The sequence below is a fragment of the Pseudoduganella sp. UC29_106 genome (genome assembly GCF_044055365.1).
Taxonomy (GTDB): Bacteria; Pseudomonadota; Gammaproteobacteria; order Burkholderiales; family Burkholderiaceae_D; genus Rugamonas.
The window spans coordinates 4,247,771-4,269,133 of record NZ_CP171977.1 but is presented as its reverse complement, the minus strand read 5'-3'; the positions used below and the strand labels follow the sequence as shown (position 1 = coordinate 4,269,133).

Below are 21,363 nucleotides of genomic sequence, written 5' to 3'. Positions count from 1 at the left end.
GGCACTGCCGCTGGCTTTTTTTTTAAACCAGAGGCAAAAAGCAGGTGTCAGGCACATCGTGCCTGACACCAGGTCCACGCTTCGGGTTTTCAGGCCGACAGGTCGATCAGCCCGCGCTTCATCGCCTCGCGCACGGCCTCGGTGCGGGTGCTGACACCCATCTTGGAAAAGATATTCCTGACGTGGCATTTGACCGTGCCCTCGGCGATGCCGGTTGCGCGCGCGATCAGCTTGTTGCACAACCCTTTGCTGAGGTGGCACAGGATGTCCTGTTCGCGCGGGGACAGGCGCTCGCCGCCCACGCCTGCCGCCAGCCTGGCGGAAATCGCTGCAGGGATGAATTTTCGGCCATCCATCACGGCAGCCAGGCATTCGCTGACCTGCTGTTCCGGCGCATCTTTCAGCAGATAGGCGCTGGCGCCGGCGTGCAGGCCGCGGTAGATGTGCTCTTCGCCATCGGAGCTGCTCAGGATGACCACGCGCGCGTGGGGATCGGCGCTGCGAATCAGGCGTGTGGCGTCGATGCCGTTCATCACGGGCATCATCACATCCATCAGCACCAGGTCGGGGCGAAGGCGCAGGAAGGCCTCCACCGCCTCTTGGCCGTTGGATGCCTCGGCGACCACGTCGTAGCGCGCGTCGTGCCCAAGCAGCATGGCAAGGCCCAGCCGCACCAGCGGATGATCGTCGACCAGCAGGATGGAGACAGGCTTCATGATGCGAGTGGGAGGCGCAGGCGCACCATGGTGCCGCTGCCCGGAACGCTGTGCACGGCCAGTGCGCCGCCCCAGCAGCGCGGCGCGTTCGCTCATGCCGCGCAGGCCGTAGCCGCCGTTGCGGCGGCCGGGCAGGAATCCCCGTCCGTCATCGCTGACGCGCAGTTCGAACATGTCACGCTGCGGCAGCAGCTCGCACACAATCTCGCGCGCCTGCGCATGCCGCAGCGCGTTGGACAGCGCCTCCCGCATCACCAGCGCAACCTCGTCGCAGACGAATGGCGGCTGCTCGATGCCCTCGCTGAATTCGCACAGGACCGAGGCTTCACTGCTACGCGGCACGAAGCTTGCCGCCTCATGCAGCATCGGCGCCAGCGCGACGCAGCCATAGCTTCGCGCCGCCGGCCTCTCGCAACGCAGCTCGCGCAGCAGTTTGCGCGCGCTGGCGAGTCCCTGTTCGGCGGCACTGGTGGCCTGTCCCAGATAGCCGCTCTGGCTGTCCGTGCAGGGATTGCGGCTGGCGGCCCGCAGTTGAAGCAGGACGGCGGTCAGATCCTGCAACACCAGGTCGTGAAGATTGCGCGCAACGCGCAGCCGCTCCTGGTGGAGGGCGGTCACTAAAACGTCATCGGCTAGGGAGGTCATGTCTGGCTCCGCTGTATCGTATGACATTGAATGTAGTGCTTCCACCAATTGCGCGGCAACTATACCTTCGTATGGTCGCCTGGCCGCCGCGTTCCAGCGCGATTGCCGGCACTGTGAAATAATGACGATATTTGAGAAGCCGTCAATTTATTGCTCAAATCGCATTATTGAGAAAATCAACATGGAACCCGAAGTCAGATCGCTCAGGGACTTGCTCGCCCTGTTCGCCCGTGCATGCCGTGCAGCCAGCGGATATTTCAAGAGCATAGAGGTGTGGCTGATGATCGCCATGGCCGCCGCCACAGTGGGCGGCGTATTCCTGGCCTTCATGGGCGAGCCGTCGGCGCTGGCCGCGTTCGGCCTTGTCATCGCCTACTTCACGGCCCGCCCGATCCTGCATGTGAAGGGCATCCTGCGCTGGCCCTTCTTCTGATTCAGCGTTGCTTGCGTGCCTGGATTGTAGCGACGGCGCCACGTAATCCCTCGGCGCTGGCGCGCACGGTGATTGCGCCGTCCGCGCCGGGTTTGGCGCGGATGATGGCGAGGACCATGCCGTTGAAGGCTGCGCGTTCCGGGGACTGGAAGGATTCGAAGCTGGTCGGGTCGCCGTTGTCGGTGGAAACCAGCTCACCCGTGCCTTCCACCGTGAAGCGGACACGGTTTTTTGCTCGCGGCGAGAGAATGCCGTCCTTGTCCACGATGCGCACGCTGACGAAGGAGAGGTCGCGGCCGTCGCCATCGATGGCGCTGCGGTCGGCGCTGGCTTGCAGGGCTGCGGCGTCGCCGGCCGTCTTCACCGACGAACGCGCCCATTCCTTGCCATCCTTGTAAGCGACGACCGAGATCTCGCCCGGCTCGTACACCACATAATCCCAGCGCAGCCGATAGGCGTAAGGCGCCTTCTTCAGGCGGCCCTGCGATTTGCCGTTGACGAACAGTTCCGCCTCGTCGCCGGAAGTGAACACGTGCACCGGCGTGACTTCGCCAACGCGGTCCGGCCACGTCCAGTGCGGCAGGATGTGCACCATCGGCAGCTCGGGGCGCCAGCGCGACTGGTAGATGTAATAGCGATCCTTCCTGAAGCCGGCCAGGTCGATGATGCCGGAGTAGGAGCTGCGCGCGCCGTAGTAGGGCGTGGGTTCGCCGATGTAATCCCAGCCGGTCCAGACGAATTCACCGGCCGTGTAAGGGTTCTGGTCCAGCGATGCGAAGGAGCGGTCGGCTGAGCTGCCGAAGTCCGCGGCGAACAGTTCATAGGCGGACACCTGCTGCGTCTTCGGATCGCCGCCGGCGCCGGGACGCACGGCTGCACTGGTTACGCCCGGGACGGGGAACTGGTACTCGCCACGGCTGGACAACGCCGACGCGCTTTCCGTGTGCAGGATGGCTTTGTCCGGGAATTTTTCGTGGAAGGCGGGGAACTGGCCGGGCAGGGTGCGGATGCCCGAGCCCTGGTAATTCAGGCTGATCACGTCCATCGCTGCCGGCAACGGCATGTCGGCCTTGGCCCAGTTCATCGCATTGGTGGCGGGACGGCTGCTGTCTTCTTCGCGCGTGATCTGCACCAGGCGCTTGCCGATCGCGGCGCCGGCTTCGCCGCCATACTGTTCGCCCACCTCGTTCCCCACGCTCCACATGACGATGGACGGGTGGTTGCGGTCGCGGCGCAGCATGGCACGCAAATCCTGTTCATGCCAGTCGGGGAAGGTCAGGTGGAAGTCGAGCGGTGTTTTCTTGCGCTCCCAGGAGTCGAATACTTCGTCCACCACCAGCATGCCCATGCGGTCGGTCAGCTCCAGCAGTTGCGGGTCCGGCGGATTGTGGCTCATGCGGACGGCGTTTGCGCCCATTTCCTGCAGTATTTCCAACTGGCGTTCGGCGGCGCGCACATTGAATGCCGCGCCCAGCGAACCGAGGTCGTGGTGGTTGTTCACGCCCTGGATCTTTATCTTCTCGCCGTTCACGGACAGGCCGGTTTCGCCGTCCCAGCGAATGGTTCGGATACCGAATGGCGTGGTGTAGCGGTCGACAACGCGGCTGCCCTGGCGCACCGTGGTCACGGCCGTATAGCGGTTAGGTTTCTGCGTGGGCAGCGGACCCCACAGGCGCGGATTGGCGAGCGTGGCGTCGCCGGACAGGGTGGCGCTGGCGCCAGCGGCCACACTGGTGCGCGGCGAGGCGACAGTGGCGACGGCATTGCCGGTGGTACGCCCTTGCTCGTCCAGCGCGTAGAGCTGGGTGGTCACGTCCACTTCGGCGGCGGCGCTGCCATCGTTGTCCAGCGTGACCTGCCAGGCCACCTGCGCCGATTCGCGCGAGACCTTGGGAGTGGAGACATGCACGCCCCATTGGCCGACGTGCACCGGTTCGGTCTTCGTCAACCACACATTGCGGTAAAGGCCTGCGCCCGGATACCAGCGCGCCGATTCGGCCGGATTATCGAGGCGGATCGCGATCTGGTTGTCCGCGCCCGGCTTCACATAAGGCGTGAGATTGATGCGGAAGGAGTTGTAGCCGTAAGGCCAGCCCCCGGCCAACTGCCCGTTGACCCACACGCTGGCGTAGGACATGGCGCCATCCACATCGAGGAAGATGGATTTGCCCTTGTCGCCCGCGGGCAGGGTGAGCTTCTTGCGGTACCAGGCCGGGCCCCAGGTTTTCAGGCGGCCCATGCCGCCGTATGGACCAGTGGTCAGGAAGGGGCCTTCGATGGCCCAGTCATGGGGCAGTTGCACGGAGCGCCAGGCGCTGTCGTTGAAATCCAGCCTTGCGTAGGGCGCCTCAACGGCGGGCGGCTGCGCGGGACGCGTATAACGTTTGGACGGGTCCTTGATGAAGGCATTGCCGGTCGGGAGTATCCATGCGCGCAGCAGCGGCGTGTTGGCGCGCGCCACGCGAACGGCTTCCTCCGGCATCGCGTCCGCTTCCTTGCCGTCGGCGGACTTCTTGACTTCGGGCCGGATGTCGTAGAGGTAAGGTGCGGAATTGCCGTCAGGGTCGCCCAGCTGGAAACGCCAGCCGTCGTTGAACAGGATGCGCTGGCGCGGCACGAGATTGTCGGCGGACTGCTGCGGTGCAGCCAATACCTGGTGGAAGGCGCCGGGCGCAACGCCCAGCATTGCGGCGGCCAGCACCAGGCCGGGCCACCGTTGACGCAGTTGTTTCAAGTCTCCTCCGAACAACAGTTAGATTGCGGGTACGCTATCTTAAAAGCTGTCCAGAAGTCTTATCTATTCTTTATCGGCATACTGCCATGGTTATTTCGTATAGCTTGGCTTGAAGCGAATCACGCCGCCGCTGACCCGCTGGCCGGCGCGCATGCCGCCAAACAGGCCATATTCGCCGCCGCCAAGTGGAATCAGGCCGCGGAAGTCCATGCCGGATTCCGGCAGCGGCTCATGCGACAGCCATGCGCCGCGCGCCGGATCGTAGCTGAAGACCGCGTCGGACGGTTCGGATGGCTGCTTGTCGTAGCCGATGCCGTTGTAGTTGTACGGTCGGCTGCTGCCGCCTGCGAACAGGATGCGGCCTTCATCGCCGACAGCACCAGCGCGGTACAGCGGTGCGCCGGGATGGGCGGGCAATTGGCGCCAGCTGATGCGGCCCAGTTGCTGCGCATCCAGCGTGCTTGCCAGCATTCGTTCGAGATTGCAAACTGGTTCTTGCCGCCCGGCCCCTTGGCGGAAGTCACGCCGTCGCAGACGACCATCGTGTCCTGAACCAGGCCGCCGGCGTGGCCGAATACAGGTTTACCGGGGTAGGGCGTGGCGGCGCTCCATTGCCTTGTCTGCGTATCGTAGATCTGCACGTCGGCGACGTTGCCCGTGTCGTGCCAGCCGCTGACCAGCACTATCCAGCGGTCGCGCCATGGCAGGGCCACGGAATCGTCCACCGCCACGGGCATGCGCGATTCGACTTCGAAGCGGCCGTTGTCCGGCGTGAAGCGCATGACTTCAGGCGTGGATACTTCCTCGCCTTTAGCGGACACCGTGTAGCCGCCGATCAGGTAGACCGAGCCGGCCACCGTGACCGCAGCGCTGGCAAGGCGGCCTTGTTCGACGGGGATGTCTCCCACCTTGCTCCATTTACCGCTGCGCAGGTCCAGCGCATGCACATCGCGCTCGATGTCGCTATATGCTTTGCCGGCGCCCAGGCCGTAGAAGGTGTACACATTGCCGCCGGCGCGTGCGACTGCCCAGTTGGCACGTGCCACAGGGGCTTCCTGGGCCAGAGCCTGGCTCGCGGCAAGCGCCGCCACAAGAATCAGTTTTTTCATAGGCCCGCATTGTAGCGAAAGCCGCCTTACTGCGTGATGAGGCGCCTTTCAGCAGTAGGGCGCTGCCGCGAGGGCGGGGCACTGCCGGCCAGCGTGAACACCTGCACCAGGTCCGACAGCCGACTCGCCTGTTCCTCCATTGCGCTGGCGGCGGCCGCTGCCTGTTCCACCAGGGCCGCATTCTGCTGCGTGACCTGTTCCATCTGGATGATTGCGGCGTTGACCTGTTCGATGCCGGCCTGCTGCTCGTCGCTGGCGGAGGAAATGCCGTTGATGATATCGCTCACCCTCCGCACGCTGTCCACCACTTCGCCCATGGTGTCGCCCGCCATGCCTACCAGCCTGCTGCCCGCTTCAACTTCGCCGACGGAGGTATCGATCAAGGCCTTGATCTCCCTGGCGGCCGTGGCCGAGCGCTGCGCCAGGTTGCGCACTTCGGATGCGACAACGGCAAAGCCGCGCCCCTGTTCGCCGGCACGCGCTGCTTCAACGGCGGCATTCAGCGCGAGGATATTGGTCTGGAAAGCGATGCCATCGATCACGGCGATGATGTCCACGATTTTCTGCGCCGACTCATTGATCGCCGCCATCTTCTGCACGACCTGCGACACGACCTCGCCACCGCGCGTTGCTACTTCGGAAGCGGTGCGCGCAAGCCTGTCCGCGTGGCGCGCGTTTTCCGCATTCTGCCTGACGGTGCTGGTCAGCTCCTCCATCGAGGATGCCGTTTCCTCCAGCGCGCTGGCTTGCTGTTCGGTGCGATTGGACAGATCGTTATTGCCGCTGGCGATTTCGCCGGCCGCTGTATTGATCATGCCGGTGCCGCCGCGCACTTCCTGCACGATCTTCACCAGCGACTGGTTCATGTCGCCCAGCGCCTTCATCAGCGTGCCCGTTTCATCCCGGCTCTGGACTTCGATGCTGCTGGTAAGGTCGCCGCGCGCCACGCGCTGCGAAAAGCCCACCGCTTCCTGCAGCGGTCCGGTGATATTCCTCTCCAGCCAGAGCGCCAGCCAGAAGGCCAGACCCGCCGCCAGCAGGCCTCCGATGGCCAGGGTATTTTCGGTCAGCGCCTGCAGGTGCAGCGCTTCCTCGCTGCGCTTCGTGAGCAGGGAGCGTTCGTCGCTCTCGAGATCGCCGAGCAGCGAGCGCATCGCGTCCATGCTGGTCTTGCCGGCGCCTTTCGATTCCAGCGCCAAAACGGCATCGATGCCGGCGGCGCCGGCAACCACCTGCTTGCGCAACTGGATCACGGGATCGATGGCCCCGGAAAGCCAGCCGCGGTAAGCCTCCTCGATGCTGGCGAGGCGCTTTTGCTGCGCGGGATTGTCGGCCGTGAGCTTGCGCAGCTTGCCGAGATGTTCGGTGACCTCGGCCTGGCCCTTGTTGTAAGGGTCCAGCCATGCATCCTTGCCGGTGAGGGCGAAACCGCGCTCGCCGGTTTCCACGTTGATCAGGGCTTCCAGCACCTGGTGCGATTCGGCCAGCACTTCGTAAGTGTGCACATTCCATTCGTTGGCGCTCGCTGTGCGGCGGCCATTGAGGAACGATACGGAAGCGAGGATCACAAGCATTGCGACAATCGCGCCGAAGCCAAAGCGCAGACGGGTTCCAATGCTAAAGTCGGACAAGCGCGCCATGACCATTCCTCCGGGGAATTCAGACTACGGGATCATAGACTTCTGCCGGCGCGATGGAAAGAACTGAGTTTTTATGAAAGTAACCGTGCGGCCCGCCATGCAGCATGAGCAGGGCGGGCCGAGGGGAGCGCTTAGTGGCCGGCGATCTGGCCGCCGTCAACGTGCAGGGTTTCGCCGGTGACGAAAGGCGCGTTTTCGAGATAGATCACGGCTTGCGCGATGTCGCTCATTTCGCCCATATGGCCCACGGGATGCAGGGCGCCCAGCGCGGCATGGGTTTCCGGCGCATGCATCGGGGTCTTGATGATGCCGGGAGCAACAGCGTTCACACGGATGCCGCGCTTCGCGTATTCGATCGCCAGCGAACGGGTGGCAGCGCTGATGCCGCCCTTGGTCAGCGAGGCCAGCACGGAAGGCACGCCGTCGATTGCATGTTCGATCAGTGTGGTGGTGATGTTGACGACGTGGCCGCTCTTTGGTTTCTCCATTTCGGCAATCGCCAGCTGGGTGATATGGAAGAAGCCATTCAGGTTGGTGCTGGTGATCGCGTCATAGTCTTCCTGTGTATAAGCAGTGAAAGGCTTGGCGATGAAGATGCCGGCATTGTTGACCAGTGCATCGACGCGGCCGAAGCGGGAAACGGCTTCACTGACCACGCGCTGTGCGGTTTCGCGCTGGCCGATATCGCCGGCCACGGCGATCACGTTCGGATCATCTGATTGCTGGATGTTGCGCGAGGTGGCGATCACGCGGTAGCCCTGCTCGCGATAGGCTTTGACGATTGCTGCGCCGAGGCCTTGCGATGCACCGGTAACGATTGCGACTTTTTGGGAAGAGCTCATTTTGTTCTCCATCAGTGTGGGTTGCGATGGGTCCAATGTAGGCTTTCCCTGTCTGCGTTTGAAGAGACGCGGCGGATCAAGACTTTTGCGTGCATGTTACAAATCGCACGTCATCAAGGCGTAATAGTTACTCACTACGCTGCCTGTCGTTGTGTTTACCTACACCTTAATCGATAGGCAATCCTCATGAAAAAGAAGATCAGCGCGGCCGCCGTCGCATCCGTGTTCGCGTACATTCCTGTGCTGGCGCACGCGCAAGCCGACAGCTCCGCAGACAGCGAAATCGCCGCTGCCGCAGCCGGCCCCGTGGCTACCGTGGAAATCGCCACCCATAAGACCCGTTCCGCCGTCGCCATGACGAAGAGCGATATGCAGAAGATCCTGCCGGGCATTAACCCGCTGAAGGCCCTGCAAACCCTGCCAGGCGTGAGCTTCCAGACCGCCGACCCGTGGGGCAACAATGAACAGAACCTGTCCCTGTTCGTGCACGGCTTCAATGGCCAGCAACTGGGCTATACGCTGGATGGCGTGCCGCTGGGCGACCAGCAGTACGGCAACTACAACGGCCTGTCGCCGCAGCGCGCCGTGACCAGCGAGAACGTAGCGAGCGTGATCCTCTCCACCGGCGCGGGCGACCTGTCCACCGCGTCCACCAGCAACCTGGGTGGCACGATCGAGACCTTCACCAGCGATCCGCTCAGCCAGCGCAACTTCGCGGCGCAGCAGACCGTAGGCAGCTACAGGACTTCGCGCACCTTCCTGCGCTACGACACGGGCGATCTCGGTGGCGGCAACAGCGCCTATGTATCCGCCATGCACCAGGAACAGCGCGCCTGGGACTTCCGCGGCCGTCAGGGCGGCGACCAGTTCAACGCCAAGTGGGTGCACCAGGGCGACAGCGGCAAGCTGACTTTCTACTACAATTTCAACGACAAGATCGAGCCGAACGAGGATGCGATCGTGCACGTGGCGGGCGAGAAGAGCACGCCGTACACCCGTCCCTTCATCTATCCTGACTTCCAGACTGCGCTGTCCTACCTGTCGCCCACTGGCGCCACGCCGGCCGCCGACGGCAACAACTACCGCAACTACTACAGCGACGCCCAGCGCACCGACCACCTGGCCTACCTGAAGTACGACTGGAACATCGACGACACGACCACCTGGAGCAACCAGGTCTACTACCACAACGACCAGGGCGTAGGCGTGGTGGCCGGTCCGATCGGCGTGGCCGGCCTGCCTGCGTTGTTTGCCGTGTATTACCCGAACCAGGACCTGAAAAAGGTGTTCGGCAATGCCGGCTATGCGACCCGCACTACCGAGTACAAAATCAACCGCGCCGGTTTCCTCTCCACGCTGCGCAAGGAAATCGGCGACCACCAGCTGCAGGGCGGCATCTGGTTCGAGAAGAATGAGTCCTCGGCCTACCGCCGCTGGTATGCGCTGGATGTGAACAATCCTTCTTCGCCATACGATCGTCCGGTCAATCCGCTGATCACCCAGTACGGCAGCGAAATCGACAACAAAGTCGTTCAGCTGCACCTGCAGGATGAATGGCGCGTGCGCCCGGACCTGGTGCTGCAGGCCGGCTTCAAATCCAGCCTGCAGTTCGCCAGCGGCGCCTTCCCCGTGCAGCCGAAAGTGGGGGCCATCGCGGGCGGCTCGACCGCGCTGCCGGTGGGCGATATCGATACGAAGAAGTGGTTCCTGCCGCAACTGGGCGGCCGTTGGGACATCACCAACCGCGACCAGGCCTTCTTCAATGTGCAGAAGAATATGCGCCAGTTCGTGACTTATGGCGGTGGCGGCACCTCGCCATGGAGCCTGTCCAACCAGGGCGCATTCGACCTGTTCAAGGCCAGCGCCAAACCTGAAACCTCGGTGACCTATGAAGCAGGCCTGCGCACCAGCCGCCAGCTGGACTGGGGCATGGTGACAGGCTTCGACGGCCAGGTCAACCTGTACCGCGTGGACTTCCGCGACCGCCTGTTGCAGATCAGCCCAACGCCGGTGATCACCTCCATCATCGGTGGTAACCTGGCCGTGCTGTCCAACGTGGGCAATGTGAAGACCAATGGCATCGACCTCTCCGGCACACTGCACTTCGGCCGCACCTTCTCGTTCTACGATGCGATTTCCTACAACCGCTCCGAGTACGAAGACGACTACGCGACCGGCACGTCGATCGTGCGCACTGCCGGCAAGTCCGTGCCGGGCAGCCCGGAATGGATGAACAAGTTCGTCGCCACGCTGAACGTGGCCGACACCGAATTCCAATTGATCGGCGATTACGTCGGCAAGCGCTACGCAACCTATACCAATGACCTCAAGGTGTCGAGCTACTTCCTGATGAGCCTTGGCGTGTCCGGCAAGCTGCCCTTCCTGGACGGCGGCTGGATCAAGAATGCGCGTTATCGTGTTAATGTGAGCAACCTGGCGGACCGCAAGGGCGACCTGCAGGTGGTCGTGGGCGCCGCCAGCGGCACCTACAACACCTATCCGATCGCGCCACGCCAGGGCTTCGTCACCATTTCGGCAGACTTCTGATGAAATCCATCCACCGTTATCTGTCGCGCCGCCGCTTTGTCGGTGGCATGGCTGCAACCGCGGGCGCGCTGGCGCTCGCACCGTCGGCGCTGTTTGCCGCAGCGGGGCAGGGCGCCCGCCCGCTGGTGTTCGCCCACCGCGGCGCCAGCGCGCTGCGTCCCGAGCACACGCTGGCATCCTATGCCCGCGCCATTGCCGACGGCGCCGACTACATCGAGCCGGACCTGGTCTGCACCAGGGATGGCGTGCTGGTGGCGCGTCATGAGGCCAACCTGAGCGAAACCACGGATGTCGCACGGCGCCCGGAATTCGCCAGCCGCCGCACGCGCAAGGCGCCGGACGGCGAAGCGCATGAAGGCTGGTTCGTGGATGACTTCAAGCTGGCCGAGCTGAAGACGCTGCGCGCCATCGAGCGCCTGCCGCAGGACCGTCCCGGCAGCGCCGCCTACGACGGCATGTTCCAGGTGCTGACTTTCGAAGAGATCATCGACTTCGTGGCCGCGCAATCGGCCACGATCGGTCGCGTGATCGGCCTCGTTCCAGAGCTGAAGAGTTCCACCTACTTCGCCGGCGTCGGACTGCCGCTGGAGGACCGCTTCATCGCCACGCTGGCGGCGCATGAATACACACGCCGTGCGCCGGTGGAGATCCAGTCCTTCGAGATCGCTAACCTGAAATATGTGCGCGAGAAGCTGGGCAGGCGTGCCAATGTACGCCTGATGCAGCTGGTGGGCGTTGGCGATGTGCGGCCGCGTGATGTGGTGGCCGCCGGCGGCAGCCTGACCTACGCCCAGATGTGCACCCCGGCCGGCCTGCGCGACATCGCAAAGTACGCGGACGTTGTAGCGCCGCCTACGCGCGGCGTGATCCCGCTGCAGAAGGATGGCCGCCTGGCCGAGCCCTTGCCGATTGTGGCGGATGCCCACGCCGCGGGCCTGCGCCTGGAAACCTGGACTTTCCGTCCGGAGAACCGCTTCCTTGCGGCAGACTTCCGCGATGGCCGCGGCGAGCATGCGCGCAACGAAGCGGGTTCCATCGCCGAGATCCGCCGTTACCTTGCCACCGGCATCGACGGATTCTTCACCGACGATCCGGCGCTGGGTGTTGCCGCATTGGCCGCTGCCGGAACCTGATGGATCAGGGTGCGCTCGGGATACAGCGAGCGCTCGGCGGCTGCCGTATCGAAGGTGCCCGACCACTTCGCGATCACCACGGTCGCCACGCTGTTGCCGATGGTGTTGCAGGTGGCGATGGCCATCGACATGAAGCGGTAGACGCCGAAGATCACGGCCAGGCCTTCGATCGGCAGGATGCCGGTGGACGTTACCGTGGCCGCGAACACCACGAAGGAGCCGCCGGATACGGTTGCTGCGCCTTTTGACGTCAACAGCATCAGCAGCAGGATACCGATCTGCTGGTCGAGCGAGATGGGCACGCCCCAGGCGTGGGCGATGAACATCACGCCCATGGACATGAAGATCGAAGTGCCATCCAGGTTGAAGGCATAGCCCGTCGGCAGCACCAGGCCCACGGTCTGCTTGGCGCAACCGAGCCGCTCCAGCTTGACCAGCAGGCGTGGCAGGGCGCTTTCGGAGGACGCGGTGCCGATTACGATGATGATTTCGTCTTTGATGTACTTCAGGAAGCGCCACAGGCTGAAGCCCGCCAGGCGTGCGACCAGGCCAAGCACGGCGAAGATGAACACGGCCACCACCGCATAGAAGCTCAGTACCAATTGGGTCAGCGCGATCAGCACCGCCGCACCGCTGCTGCCCACCGAGTAGGCGACGGCGCCGAAGGTGCCGATGGGCGCCAGCTTCATCACCAGGTTAATGAAGGAGAACAGCACTTCGGAGATCTGGTCAAGGCCCGCATTGACGGCTGTACGGCGATGCTCGGGAATGGCCAGGATGCCAATGCCGACCATCACGGCCAGCACCACCACTTGCAACAGCTCGCCCTTGGTGAAGGCGCCGATGAAATTGTCCGGCACGATGTGGGCCATGAACTCCAGGAAGCCTTGCGGCGCCGCCTTGGCCGCCGCAGCAGGGAGGGCAGCGCTGCCGGCGGTTGCAGCCATGCCCTTGCCCGTTTCGAGCAGATTGCCCGCGCCCAGGCCGAGGATGAGGGCAAAGGTGGACACCACTTCGAAGTAGACGATGGCGCGCCAGCCGACGCGGCCCGCGCTCTTCACATCGCCGGCCGAGGCAATGCCGTGCACGATGGTAAGGAACACCAGCGGCGCCACGCCGCACTTGATCAGCGACAGGAACATATCGCCCAGCAGCTTCAGTTTCGCGGCAAAGCCCGGAAATACGAAGCCGGTCACGATGCCCAGTATCAGTGCTGCCAGGACTTGCATGCCCAGCTTGCGGTACCACGGTAGTTTGTTCTGTGCGGTGCTCATTGCTGTCTCCTCTTTATGCTGGCTCAGGCGTCGATCTGCGTCGACTTTTCGATGGCGCGGTCCACCATCTGCGGAGCCAGGCCAAGGTAATTGGCCGGGTCGGTCAGGCGCTCGATGGCGGCGCGGTCAAAGTGGCGCGTCACTTCCGGCGACGCAGCCAGCGCTTCGGCCAGCGTGCCGCCCTGCTCATTGACCACGCGGCAGGCGTCGTAGACCACGTCGTGCGCATTCTGACGGCCGATGTGCGGCGCCACGCCCATCATCACGGCTTCGGCCACGATCAGGCCCTTGCTGATGCCGAGGTTGGACTTCATTTTTTCGGTGTCGACAATCAGGCCGCCCAGGGCGAACTTCGCCTGGTGCAGTGCGCCGGCCGTGAGGATGAAGCTCTCGGGGATGGCGATCCATTCCGCGTGCCATGGACCGGTGGCGCGCTCGAAATCCTGCACCATGGCGTCCACCATCAGACCCGCATGCTGGCGCACGGCCTTCGATGCGGCCAGCATCAGTTCACTGGAGATCGGATTGCGCTTCTGCGGCATGGTGCTGCTGGCGCCGCGGCCCTTCACGAAGGGCTCATACACCTCGGCGAATTCGGTGGAGGCCATGATCATGATGTCCAACGCGATCTTGCCCAGGGAGCCGGTGACCAGTGCCAGCAGGTTGACAGCTTCGGCAAAGCCGTCGCGCGCCACATGCCAGGTGGTGGCCGGGACGCCCAGGCCCAGTTCTTCCGCCAGCGCCTGCTGCACTTCGAAGCCCTTGTCGCCCAAAGAGGCAAGGGTGCCCGCCGCGCCGGCAAATTCGACCACGGCCACGCGGGGACGCAGTTCGGCGATGCGCTGCTGGTGGCGGTCGAACATGGCGAGCCAGATGGCGACCTTGTAGCCGAAGGTCACGGGCAGCGCCTGCTGCAAGTGGGTGCGGCCGGCCATTGGCGTATCGCGGTGCTTGACGGCCAGGTCGGCCAGGATCTTGCGCAGGTCGCGGATTTCACGGTCGATTACGTCGAGGGCGTCGCGCACCTGCAGGGCGACGGCGGTATCCATGATGTCCTGCGTGGTCGCACCCCAGTGCACATAACGTCCCGCTTCGCCGCACATCTTTGAGAGCTGGTGCACCAGCGGCAGGATCGGGGTAGCCGACGATGTCGGTTTCGTGGCGCATATGGTCGAAGTCCAGGCGCTCCAGGCGCGACTCCTGGGCGATGATGTCCGCCGCTTCGCGCGGGATGACGCCGACACGGGCTTCGGCCTTCGCCAGCGCCACCTCGGTATCGATATAGCGCTGAATCAGGGCCTGGTCGGAAAACAGGGTGCGCATTTCGGCGGTGCCGAAGGCGTCGCGGAACAGGATGGAATCGACTACGGTGCTGGCGGCGGGAATGAAGTTGCTCATCAGAATCTCCTTTTTGGTTAGATATGTTCGTACATATGAGTCCAATGTAAATGTCCGAACATATTTTGCAAGGACTCATTTGATGTAAAATCCGCCACCATGAAGAATCCCCAAGCCAAGCCCCATTTCGCCGACATCGCGCAGGACCTGACGCAAGCCATCGCTGCCGGCCGCTATCCGGTCGGCTCGGTGTTGCCGGGCGAGCTGGAACTGTGTGAGATGTACAACACCAGCCGCCACACGATCCGGGCGGCGCTGCACGAGCTGCAGCAGCTGGGGCTTGTGTCGCGCAAGAAAAATGCGGGAACCCGCGTGGAGTCGGCAGAGCCGCGCAACGAGTTCCGGCCTTCGCTCGATTCGCTGGAAGACCTGATCCAGTTCGGCAGCAGCAATGTGCGCGAGGTGCAGGCTATCGAAACGGTCACGCTGGACGCCGACCTGGCGCGAGGCCTTGGCGCCACGCGGGGCAGTAGCTGGTTGAAGATTTCAAGCCTGCGCGTGGACAGCGGCAAGCAGCAGCCGGTCGGCTGGACGGATGTTTACCTGGATTCGCAGTACGCGGAAATCGCCGAAACCGTGCGCTCCGAGCCGGATGCGCTGATCAGCACCCTGATCGAGCGCCGTTTCGGCCGCCGCGTGGCCGAGATCCGCCAGGTAGTGCGCGCGATTGCTATCGCGGGACCGGTGGCGGAGATGTTGAAAGTGCAGCCGGGCATGCCCGGCCTGGAAATCGTACGTCAATACCTGGACGCGGCCGGCCAGATGTTCGAAGTCTCAGTTACTGTGCACCCGGCCGACCGCTTTGCGGTGGCTATGCGCTTGCAGCGCTCTGCATCTTGATCGAGGGCTTGACCGCCCGCATGCCCATGGCGGCCATCGCGGCGCTGGCAAACAAGGCGGGTACCCCAACGATGAGGAAGACCGTGGAAAGCGGCAGGTCCATCGACAGCATGACTCCTCCGCCCACCGAACCCAGGATCGAGCCGATGCGCCCCACGCCATTGGCCCAGCTGACGCCCGTGGCGCGGCAGTCGGTCGGGTAGAAGCTGGCGGAAAAGGCGTTCGCGCCGACCTGCGAGCCGGAGATGCAGAAGCCGGCGCAGAACACCACGAGTCCCATCAGCCAGGCGGAGTGGCTGGTGCTGCCGATGGCGGCCGTGAACAGCGCAGCCAGGACATAGCTGCTTGCCAGCACGCGGTGCGGCTTGAAGCGGTCCATCAGCCAGCCGAGGATGATGGCGCCCACGGTGCCACCAACCTGGAACATGGCCGTCACCAGGGACGCCGTTTTCAGCGAGGCGCCGGTGCTCTTGATCAACGTGGGCAGCCAGCTGGAGAGCAGGTAGATGATGAGAAGGCTCATGAAGAAGGTCAGCCAGAGCAGCATGGTGCCTCGCACCAGGTCGGCGCTGAACAGGTGGCTGACCGAGAAACCTTTCGCCTTTTGCGTGGGCAGCTCGAAGGTCGCCTTGTCGAGGTTCGCCTGGGGCGCGATGCGCTTCAGCGTGGCGGCAACGCGATGCAGTGATTTGCCTTGCTGGACCAGGTAGCGCACCGATTCCGGCAGCTTCCACAGCATCAGCGGCAGCAGTAACAGGGGCAGTACGCCGCCCAGCAGCAGCACCGAGCGCCAGCCGTAGGCCTCGACCATATGAGCCGACGCCAGCCCGCCCAGCGCGGAGCCGATGGTGAAGCCGCAAAACATGGTCGTCACAAGGAACAACCGGTGCTTCTCGGGCAGTATTCGGACGTCAGCGTGACAGCGTTCGGCATCGCGCCGCCCAGACCCAGGCCCGTGAGGAAGCGCAGCAGGACCAGCACCCACAGCGACGGCGACCAGGCGGACAGCAGGCTGGCGGCGCCGAAGAACAGCACGCAGCACAGCAGGATGGTCTTGCGCCCGTATTTCTCTGCCAGGGGCCCGAACAGGAAGGCGCCAGCCATCAGGCCTGCCAGTCCGGCGCCGAACAGGGGCGCCAGCTGGGCCGGCGTGAGGTTCCAGTCGGCACGGATGGCCGGCGCGAGGAAGCCGATGGCGGCGGTATCGAAGCCGTCAATGGCGACGATCAGAAAGCAAAGCGCAACGATCAGGATCTGGAAGGGCGCCAGCTTGTGCGAGTTGATGAAATCGCTGACATTGATGGATGGGGCGTGCATGATGTCTCCTCGTATTCTTTTGAGGCTTCAGATGGCGTCCGGCTGCATGGCCGGCGCCGCCAGGCGAAAGGCTTCCAGTTCGCTGCAGGCCGCGTCTACCGCGCGGATATGCGGCCATGGCGACAGGTCCACTTCGAAGCGGCGCGCGCGTCTCGACCTGCGGCACAAGGTAAATGTCGGCGATGGTGGGCGCATCGCCGAAGCAGAAGGCGCCACGCCGGGTGTCAACCGCCAGCAGGGCTTCCAGCGCATCGAAACCGGCGCTGATCCAGTGTGCGCACCAGGCTTTCACAGCCGTTTCGTCGCGTCCCAGGTGCAAGCGCAGGTATTCCAGTATTCGCTTGTTGTTGACCGGGTGGATATCGCAGCCGATGATGGCTGCCAGCGCACGCACCCGGGCGCGGTCGTCCGGATTCGCCGGCAGCAGCGGCGGCTCGGGATAGCGCTCGTCCAGCCATTCGATGATGGCAGGGGACTGGATCAGCACCTGGTCCTCATGCTGCAGCGCGGGTACCAGCGCCTGCGGATTCAGCGCCCGGTATTGCGACGACTGGTGCTGGCCGCTGCGCAGGTCTACCGTCATGTACTCGGCGTCGAGCCCCTTCAGGCGCAGGGCGATGCGCAGACGGTGCGAGCTGCCGCTGCGGAAAAAGCTGTAGAGCTTCATTAGGCCGGCCCGATGTGCAGCACGATTTCGCCGACGCCGGCGATATGGCCGTCGATACGGTCGCCCGGCTTCACGGCGCCCACGCCTTCCGGCGTGCCTGTGAAAATCAGGTCGCCGGGCTGGAGGTGGTAGAACTTCGAGAGGTCGGCGATGATCTCGCGCACATTCCAGATCAGCATATCCAGGTCGGACTTCTGGCGCGGCTCGCGGTTGACCGTCATCGCGAGTTCGCCCCGTTCCAGCACCGTTCCGGGCATCGGCACGATTTCGGATACCACGGACGATTGCTCGACATCCTTGCCCAGATCCCAAGGGCGGCCCTTGTCGCGCGCCACCAGTTGCAGGTCGCGGCGGGTCATATCGAGGCCGCAGGCGTAGCCGTAGATCAGCGTGTGCGCGTCCGATTCGGTAACGCGGAAGCCGGGCGCGCCAATCGCTACCACCAGTTCCATCTCGTGGTGGAAGTTGGCGGTTTCGGGAGGGTAGGCGACCGTGGCGCCCGATTCCACGAGGGTTTGCGGCGACTTGGTGAAGTAGAAGGGGCGTTCGACGGCCTTGTCCACCGGGCGGCCCATCTCGACGGCGTGCGCATGGTAGTTGCGGCCGACGAAGAACAGGCGGTTGACGGGCAGGCGCTCCTGCTTGCCGCGCACTGGCAGGGATTGAATGGCAGGGGGATTCCAGAGATAGGTCATGACTTTTCCTTGTGATGAATTCAGCCGCGGTTCTCGAACACGCCCAGCTTGCGGTGCAGTGGCGTTTCGTCGGCGATGAAGATAAAGGCGGGCGTGCTTGCCGAACCGTTGCGCAGCGTGACGGCGCTGTAGCCGGGCGCGCAGCAGGTGTCGGCCTCGGACAGCATGAAAGCCTGGTCTTCGATGCGCGTTTCGGCGCTGCCCTCGATAAGGTGCAGCACCATGGCGGGCGAACGCACCGGCAGTTGCAGGCTCTGGCCGGGGCGCAGCATCAGGGCGTAGTAGCCGAGGATATTCTGCGCATCGCCTCCCGTTTCGGGATTGACGTAGGTGACCTGCACTGCTTCGCGTTCCGGCTGGTCCGCTGCCAGCGCTTCCAGTGCGTCACGCACATCCGACCAGGCGTAGCGCAGCATCGGGTAAGCCTTGCGCTCTCGTTCGAAGACGGGAGTGGGCAGCACGCCACCGCTGGCGTAGGCGCGGCTGCTGTCGCCCGGATTCACGGTCTGGCGCGGTTCCGTCCACGTGATAGGAAGCCTCCATGTAATACACCAGCGGCAGGTCGAGGACATCGAGCCAGACCACGGGCTGGTCGCCATCGTGGCCATGTTCATGCCACAGCCCCGTGGGCGTGAGAATCAGGTCCCCGCGGCGCATCGGGCACTTTTCGCCATCGACCGTGGTGTAGGCGCCTTCACCTTCAACGATCATGCGCACCGCATTCGGCGTGTGGCGGTGCGACGGCGCCCATTCGCCGGGCAGCAGCAGCTGCATGCCGAGGTACATCGCGGCGCTGGCCTGCATCTTTTCCAGTCCGTGGCCGGGATTGGCCAGCACCAGCACGCGGCGCTCGGCTTTCTCGATGGGCGTCAGCTCGCCGGCGCGCAGCAGCAGCGGGCGCAGTGCTTCGTAGGACCAGTGCGTGGCCCGCGTGTTCGGACGCGGTTTTCCCGGCGGGAGCAGGGCGCGCAGGCTGGGCCACAACGGCACCAGGTTCTGCTGCGCGAGAGCGTTGCGGTAATCCTCGGGCAAGTCTTCGAGGCGGCCAAGTTCTTGCATGGCGCTTTCTCCTTCTTTGATTGTATGGTTGTCTCAGGCGGCGAGGCAGTTGTCCACGGTCCAGCCGTAAAGCCACTCCATGGCGTCGTAGAAGCGCTCGGGCGTGCGGCCCTTCCACAGGTCGTTGCGCACCAGGCGTTCGACGCCCTTGGCGTGGAAGATGCGGCCCATCTCACGGGCGGACAGCACCACCCGCGCCGTGCGGGCTACGCGGGCCTGCTGGTAGGCGGAAAAGGCTGCATCCAGGTCGTTGCCGTGGCGGCGCAGCGCTGCGCCCAGCGTGACCGCGTCCTCGATCGCCATGCAGGCGCCCTGGGCCAGGTATTGCAGCGTGGGGTGGGCGGCGTCACCCAGCAGGGCGACGCGGCCGAAGGTCCATTGGCCGATCGGTTCGCGGTCGGCCGTGGCCCAGCGCTTCCAGTCCTTCGGCAGCTCGATCAGGCGGCGCGCAAGCGGGCAGATGCCTTCGAAGTAGCTCTGCACTTCCTCGCGGCTGCCCTCGCGCACGCTCCATTCTTCCTTGTCCCGGCTGTGGAAGGTAACGACCACGTTGTATTGCTCGCCGCCGCGCAGCGGGTAGTGCACCAGGTGGCAGTTGGGGCCGACCCAGATGCTGGCGGCGTTCCAGCGCAAGTCTTCAGGAAAGTCCTTCTTATCGACCACGGCACGGTACACCACGTGGCCGGAGACGCGCGCCTCGTCGCCCACATACTGGCTGCGCACGGCCGATTTCACGCCGTCCGCGCCGATCAGGGCGATACCGCGATGCGTGCCGCCTTTGCTGTCGTGGACGACCACGCCATGTTCATCCTGCTCGATGCTTTGCACGACCGTGGAGGTGAGCACTTGCACGCGGTCCGATTCGCGCGCCGCTTCCAGCAGGGCCATGTGCACGTCGGCACGGTGGATCACGGCGTAGGGATTGCCGAAGCGCTGGCGGAAGGCTTCGCCGGTGGGAATGCGCGCAACCAGCGCCGCGTCCAGCGCGTCGTGCATCACCATTTCGTCCGTGTAGACGGCGCGGCTGCGCGCCTTGTCGCCGATGCCCAGTGCATCGAATGCCGCGAAAGCGTTGGGGCCGAGCTGGATGCCGGCGCCGATCTCGCCCAGCTGGGGCGCCTGTTCCAGCACGGTGACTGCGAAGCCCTGGCGTACCAGAGCGAGCGCCGCAGCCAGGCCGCCGATGCCGCCGCCTGCGATGAGAATGGGGAGGGGGGTGGTGTTCATAGTGTCTCCTTGCTTGAAGTTCTGTCGCCTGGACCTAAGTTTCGGCCTGGAGTACTATTTCAGCAAGCGCGTAGCGGAATTCTGCGTATTGCGTTTTTCAATAATGGGGTGGCGATGGCGGCGCTGGATGTGGAATGGCTGTATCTCTTCGATGAGATCTACAAGACGGGCAGCGTGTCGCGCGCGGCCGAGCGGCGCGGCCTGGCGCAGGGAACGGCCAGCATTGCGCTGAACAAGCTGCGCACGCATTTTGCGGACAAGCTGTTCAGCCGCACGTCCAGGGGCATGGAGCCCACGCCGCATGCGCAAAAGCTGTATCCGTCGCTGCGCGCGATGCTGGATCTGCTGGAGCAGGCCCGCGGCGAGCGCGATGAATTCGATCCCGCCACGGCGGAGCGCAAATTCTGCATTTCGATGACGGACATCAGCGAAATCGTGATGCTGCCCACGCTGCTCAACCATCTGCGCCGCATTGCACCGAAGGTGCAGATCGGGATTGAGAAGATTTCGCCCGAGAGTCCGCGGCGGCTGGAAAGCGGCGAGGTCGATATCGCGGTCGGTTTCATGCCGCAGCTGGAAGCCGGCTTTTACCAGCACACCCTGTTCAGGCAGGATTTCGTGTGCCTGGCTGCGGCCAGCCATCCTCGTATCAGGGATTCAGTCAGTAAGGCGGCCTATCTGAAGGAAGCTCATATCATCGTGAGCAGTTCCGGCACGGGCCACTCCATTGTCGACAAGACGCTGGACAAGCACGGCATCCGGCGCGAAGTGGCGCTGACTTTGCCCAGCTTCCTCGGCGTGGCGCGCATCGTGGCCCAGACCGAGCTGCTGGTGATCGTGCCGCGCCGGCTGGGCGAGATGCTGGCGTCCCAGGAAAACATCCAGCTGCTCGATCCGCCGATCAAGCTGCCTTCCTACTCAGTCAAGCAGCACTGGCATGAGCGGTATCACGCGGACGCGGGCAACGTCTGGCTGCGGCGCACGGTGGCCGAGCTGTTTTCGCAGACCCGCAAGCCCTGATTTCCTGTTGCAACGCAACAACGAGCAGCGGGCAGCCACCACGCTGCGGCGGTTCGAATTCGCCAGC

The 21,363-nt window shown here is 64.1% G+C and carries 13 protein-coding genes and 4 pseudogenes; 5 read left to right on the top strand and 12 right to left on the bottom strand.

Translation table 11 applies throughout. The features are described 5' to 3' along the window. Window positions 1–89: 89 nt before the first annotated feature. Window positions 90–1,361, bottom strand: a complete 1,272-nt coding sequence (locus ACHMW6_RS21310) for a response regulator (RefSeq protein WP_395399687.1) — start codon at window positions 1,359–1,361, stop codon at window positions 90–92. Between the two features lie 181 nt (window positions 1,362–1,542). Here ACHMW6_RS21310 and ACHMW6_RS21305 point away from each other — a divergent pair, with 181 nt between their 5' ends. Then, window positions 1,543–1,794 carry a hypothetical protein gene (locus ACHMW6_RS21305; RefSeq protein WP_395399685.1) on the top strand — a complete coding sequence of 84 codons (252 nt, stop codon included), beginning with the start codon at window positions 1,543–1,545 and terminating at the stop codon, window positions 1,792–1,794. Window position 1,795: 1 nt separating this feature from the next. Here the strand turns inward: ACHMW6_RS21305 and galB are convergent, their stop codons facing one another. The 4 genes from galB to ACHMW6_RS21285 all read right to left on the bottom strand — a co-directional run bounded on the left by galB (window position 1,796) and on the right by ACHMW6_RS21285 (window position 8,119). Then, complete coding sequence (galB, locus tag ACHMW6_RS21300; RefSeq protein WP_395399683.1) at window positions 1,796–4,528, bottom strand: beta-galactosidase GalB; 2,733 nt, start codon at window positions 4,526–4,528, stop codon at window positions 1,796–1,798. 191 nt (window positions 4,529–4,719) lie between these two features. Then, window positions 4,720–5,637 (bottom strand): Kelch repeat-containing protein, encoded by a 918-nt coding sequence (locus ACHMW6_RS21295; protein WP_395399681.1) that lies wholly within the window; start codon window positions 5,635–5,637, stop codon window positions 4,720–4,722. A 26-nt stretch (window positions 5,638–5,663) separates the two neighbouring features. Further along, a complete protein-coding gene (locus ACHMW6_RS21290) occupies window positions 5,664–7,277 on the bottom strand; it encodes a methyl-accepting chemotaxis protein (RefSeq protein ID WP_395399679.1) in 1,614 nt (537 codons plus the stop codon). Between the two features lie 131 nt (window positions 7,278–7,408). Then, window positions 7,409–8,119 (bottom strand): SDR family NAD(P)-dependent oxidoreductase, encoded by a 711-nt coding sequence (locus ACHMW6_RS21285; RefSeq protein ID WP_395399677.1) that lies wholly within the window; start codon window positions 8,117–8,119, stop codon window positions 7,409–7,411. 186 nt (window positions 8,120–8,305) lie between these two features. Here ACHMW6_RS21285 and ACHMW6_RS21280 point away from each other — a divergent pair, with 186 nt between their 5' ends. Both ACHMW6_RS21280 and ACHMW6_RS21275 read left to right on the top strand, forming a co-directional pair. After that, window positions 8,306–10,666, top strand: a complete 2,361-nt coding sequence (locus tag ACHMW6_RS21280) for a TonB-dependent receptor (protein ID WP_395399675.1) — start codon at window positions 8,306–8,308, stop codon at window positions 10,664–10,666. Window positions 10,667–10,713: 47 nt separating this feature from the next. Further along, window positions 10,714–11,799: a glycerophosphodiester phosphodiesterase gene (locus tag ACHMW6_RS21275; protein WP_395408680.1), complete on the top strand. Its 1,086-nt coding sequence runs from the start codon at window positions 10,714–10,716 to the stop codon at window positions 11,797–11,799. Here the strand turns inward: ACHMW6_RS21275 and ACHMW6_RS21270 are convergent. Together ACHMW6_RS21270 and pcaB are read right to left on the bottom strand one after the other, a co-directional pair. Continuing rightward, window positions 11,718–13,073 (bottom strand): cation:dicarboxylate symporter family transporter, encoded by a 1,356-nt coding sequence (locus tag ACHMW6_RS21270; protein WP_395399673.1) that lies wholly within the window; start codon window positions 13,071–13,073, stop codon window positions 11,718–11,720. The two genes, ACHMW6_RS21275 and ACHMW6_RS21270, sit on opposite strands and share 82 nt — an antisense overlap. Before the next feature lie 23 nt (window positions 13,074–13,096). Beyond that, window positions 13,097–14,471 (bottom strand): annotated as a pseudogene (gene pcaB / locus ACHMW6_RS21265) (3-carboxy-cis,cis-muconate cycloisomerase). Between the two features lie 99 nt (window positions 14,472–14,570). On the opposite strand from pcaB, the gene ACHMW6_RS21260 reads away from it, so the two are divergent. After that, window positions 14,571–15,311, top strand: a complete 741-nt coding sequence (locus ACHMW6_RS21260; RefSeq protein WP_395399671.1) for a GntR family transcriptional regulator — start codon at window positions 14,571–14,573, stop codon at window positions 15,309–15,311. Here the strand turns inward: ACHMW6_RS21260 and ACHMW6_RS21255 are convergent. The 5 genes and pseudogenes from ACHMW6_RS21255 to ACHMW6_RS21235 all read right to left on the bottom strand — a co-directional run bounded on the left by ACHMW6_RS21255 (window position 15,283) and on the right by ACHMW6_RS21235 (window position 20,276). After that, a pseudogene (locus ACHMW6_RS21255) lies at window positions 15,283–16,628 on the bottom strand (MFS transporter). The gene ACHMW6_RS21260 and the pseudogene ACHMW6_RS21255 overlap by 29 nt on opposite strands. A 27-nt stretch (window positions 16,629–16,655) precedes the next feature. After that, window positions 16,656–17,295, bottom strand: a pseudogene (gene maiA / locus ACHMW6_RS21250) (maleylacetoacetate isomerase). Beyond that, window positions 17,295–17,990 carry a fumarylacetoacetate hydrolase family protein gene (locus ACHMW6_RS21245; protein ID WP_395399669.1) on the bottom strand — a complete coding sequence of 232 codons (696 nt, stop codon included), beginning with the start codon at window positions 17,988–17,990 and terminating at the stop codon, window positions 17,295–17,297. The pseudogene maiA and the gene ACHMW6_RS21245 overlap by 1 nt, the downstream one beginning before the upstream one ends. 20 nt (window positions 17,991–18,010) lie before the next feature. After that, window positions 18,011–19,049, bottom strand: a pseudogene (locus tag ACHMW6_RS21240) (cupin domain-containing protein). Window positions 19,050–19,082: 33 nt separating this feature from the next. Next, window positions 19,083–20,276 carry a 3-hydroxybenzoate 6-monooxygenase gene (locus ACHMW6_RS21235; protein ID WP_395399667.1) on the bottom strand — a complete coding sequence of 398 codons (1,194 nt, stop codon included), beginning with the start codon at window positions 20,274–20,276 and terminating at the stop codon, window positions 19,083–19,085. A gap of 114 nt (window positions 20,277–20,390) precedes the next feature. On the opposite strand from ACHMW6_RS21235, the gene ACHMW6_RS21230 reads away from it, so the two are divergent. Then, complete coding sequence (locus tag ACHMW6_RS21230) at window positions 20,391–21,296, top strand: LysR family transcriptional regulator (protein WP_395399665.1); 906 nt, start codon at window positions 20,391–20,393, stop codon at window positions 21,294–21,296. Window positions 21,297–21,363 lie beyond the last annotated feature (67 nt).

What these genes read in the sequence shown, in the direction of transcription:
- ACHMW6_RS21245 (WP_395399669.1), bottom strand. Translation starts at nt 17,990, where the DNA reads ATGACCTATCTCTGGAATCCCCCTGCCATTCAATCCCTGCCAGTGCGC.
- ACHMW6_RS21310 (WP_395399687.1), bottom strand. Translation starts at nt 1,361, where the DNA reads ATGACCTCCCTAGCCGATGACGTTTTAGTGACCGCCCTCCACCAGGAG.
- ACHMW6_RS21280 (WP_395399675.1), top strand. Translation starts at nt 8,306, where the DNA reads ATGAAAAAGAAGATCAGCGCGGCCGCCGTCGCATCCGTGTTCGCGTAC.
- ACHMW6_RS21305 (WP_395399685.1), top strand. Translation starts at nt 1,543, where the DNA reads ATGGAACCCGAAGTCAGATCGCTCAGGGACTTGCTCGCCCTGTTCGCC.
- ACHMW6_RS21275 (WP_395408680.1), top strand. Translation starts at nt 10,714, where the DNA reads ATGGCTGCAACCGCGGGCGCGCTGGCGCTCGCACCGTCGGCGCTGTTT.
- ACHMW6_RS21235 (WP_395399667.1), bottom strand. Translation starts at nt 20,276, where the DNA reads ATGAACACCACCCCCCTCCCCATTCTCATCGCAGGCGGCGGCATCGGC.
- ACHMW6_RS21290 (WP_395399679.1), bottom strand. Translation starts at nt 7,277, where the DNA reads ATGGCGCGCTTGTCCGACTTTAGCATTGGAACCCGTCTGCGCTTTGGC.
- ACHMW6_RS21230 (WP_395399665.1), top strand. Translation starts at nt 20,391, where the DNA reads ATGGCGGCGCTGGATGTGGAATGGCTGTATCTCTTCGATGAGATCTAC.
- ACHMW6_RS21270 (WP_395399673.1), bottom strand. Translation starts at nt 13,073, where the DNA reads ATGAGCACCGCACAGAACAAACTACCGTGGTACCGCAAGCTGGGCATG.
- ACHMW6_RS21260 (WP_395399671.1), top strand. Translation starts at nt 14,571, where the DNA reads ATGAAGAATCCCCAAGCCAAGCCCCATTTCGCCGACATCGCGCAGGAC.
- ACHMW6_RS21285 (WP_395399677.1), bottom strand. Translation starts at nt 8,119, where the DNA reads ATGAGCTCTTCCCAAAAAGTCGCAATCGTTACCGGTGCATCGCAAGGC.
- ACHMW6_RS21295 (WP_395399681.1), bottom strand. Translation starts at nt 5,637, where the DNA reads ATGAAAAAACTGATTCTTGTGGCGGCGCTTGCCGCGAGCCAGGCTCTG.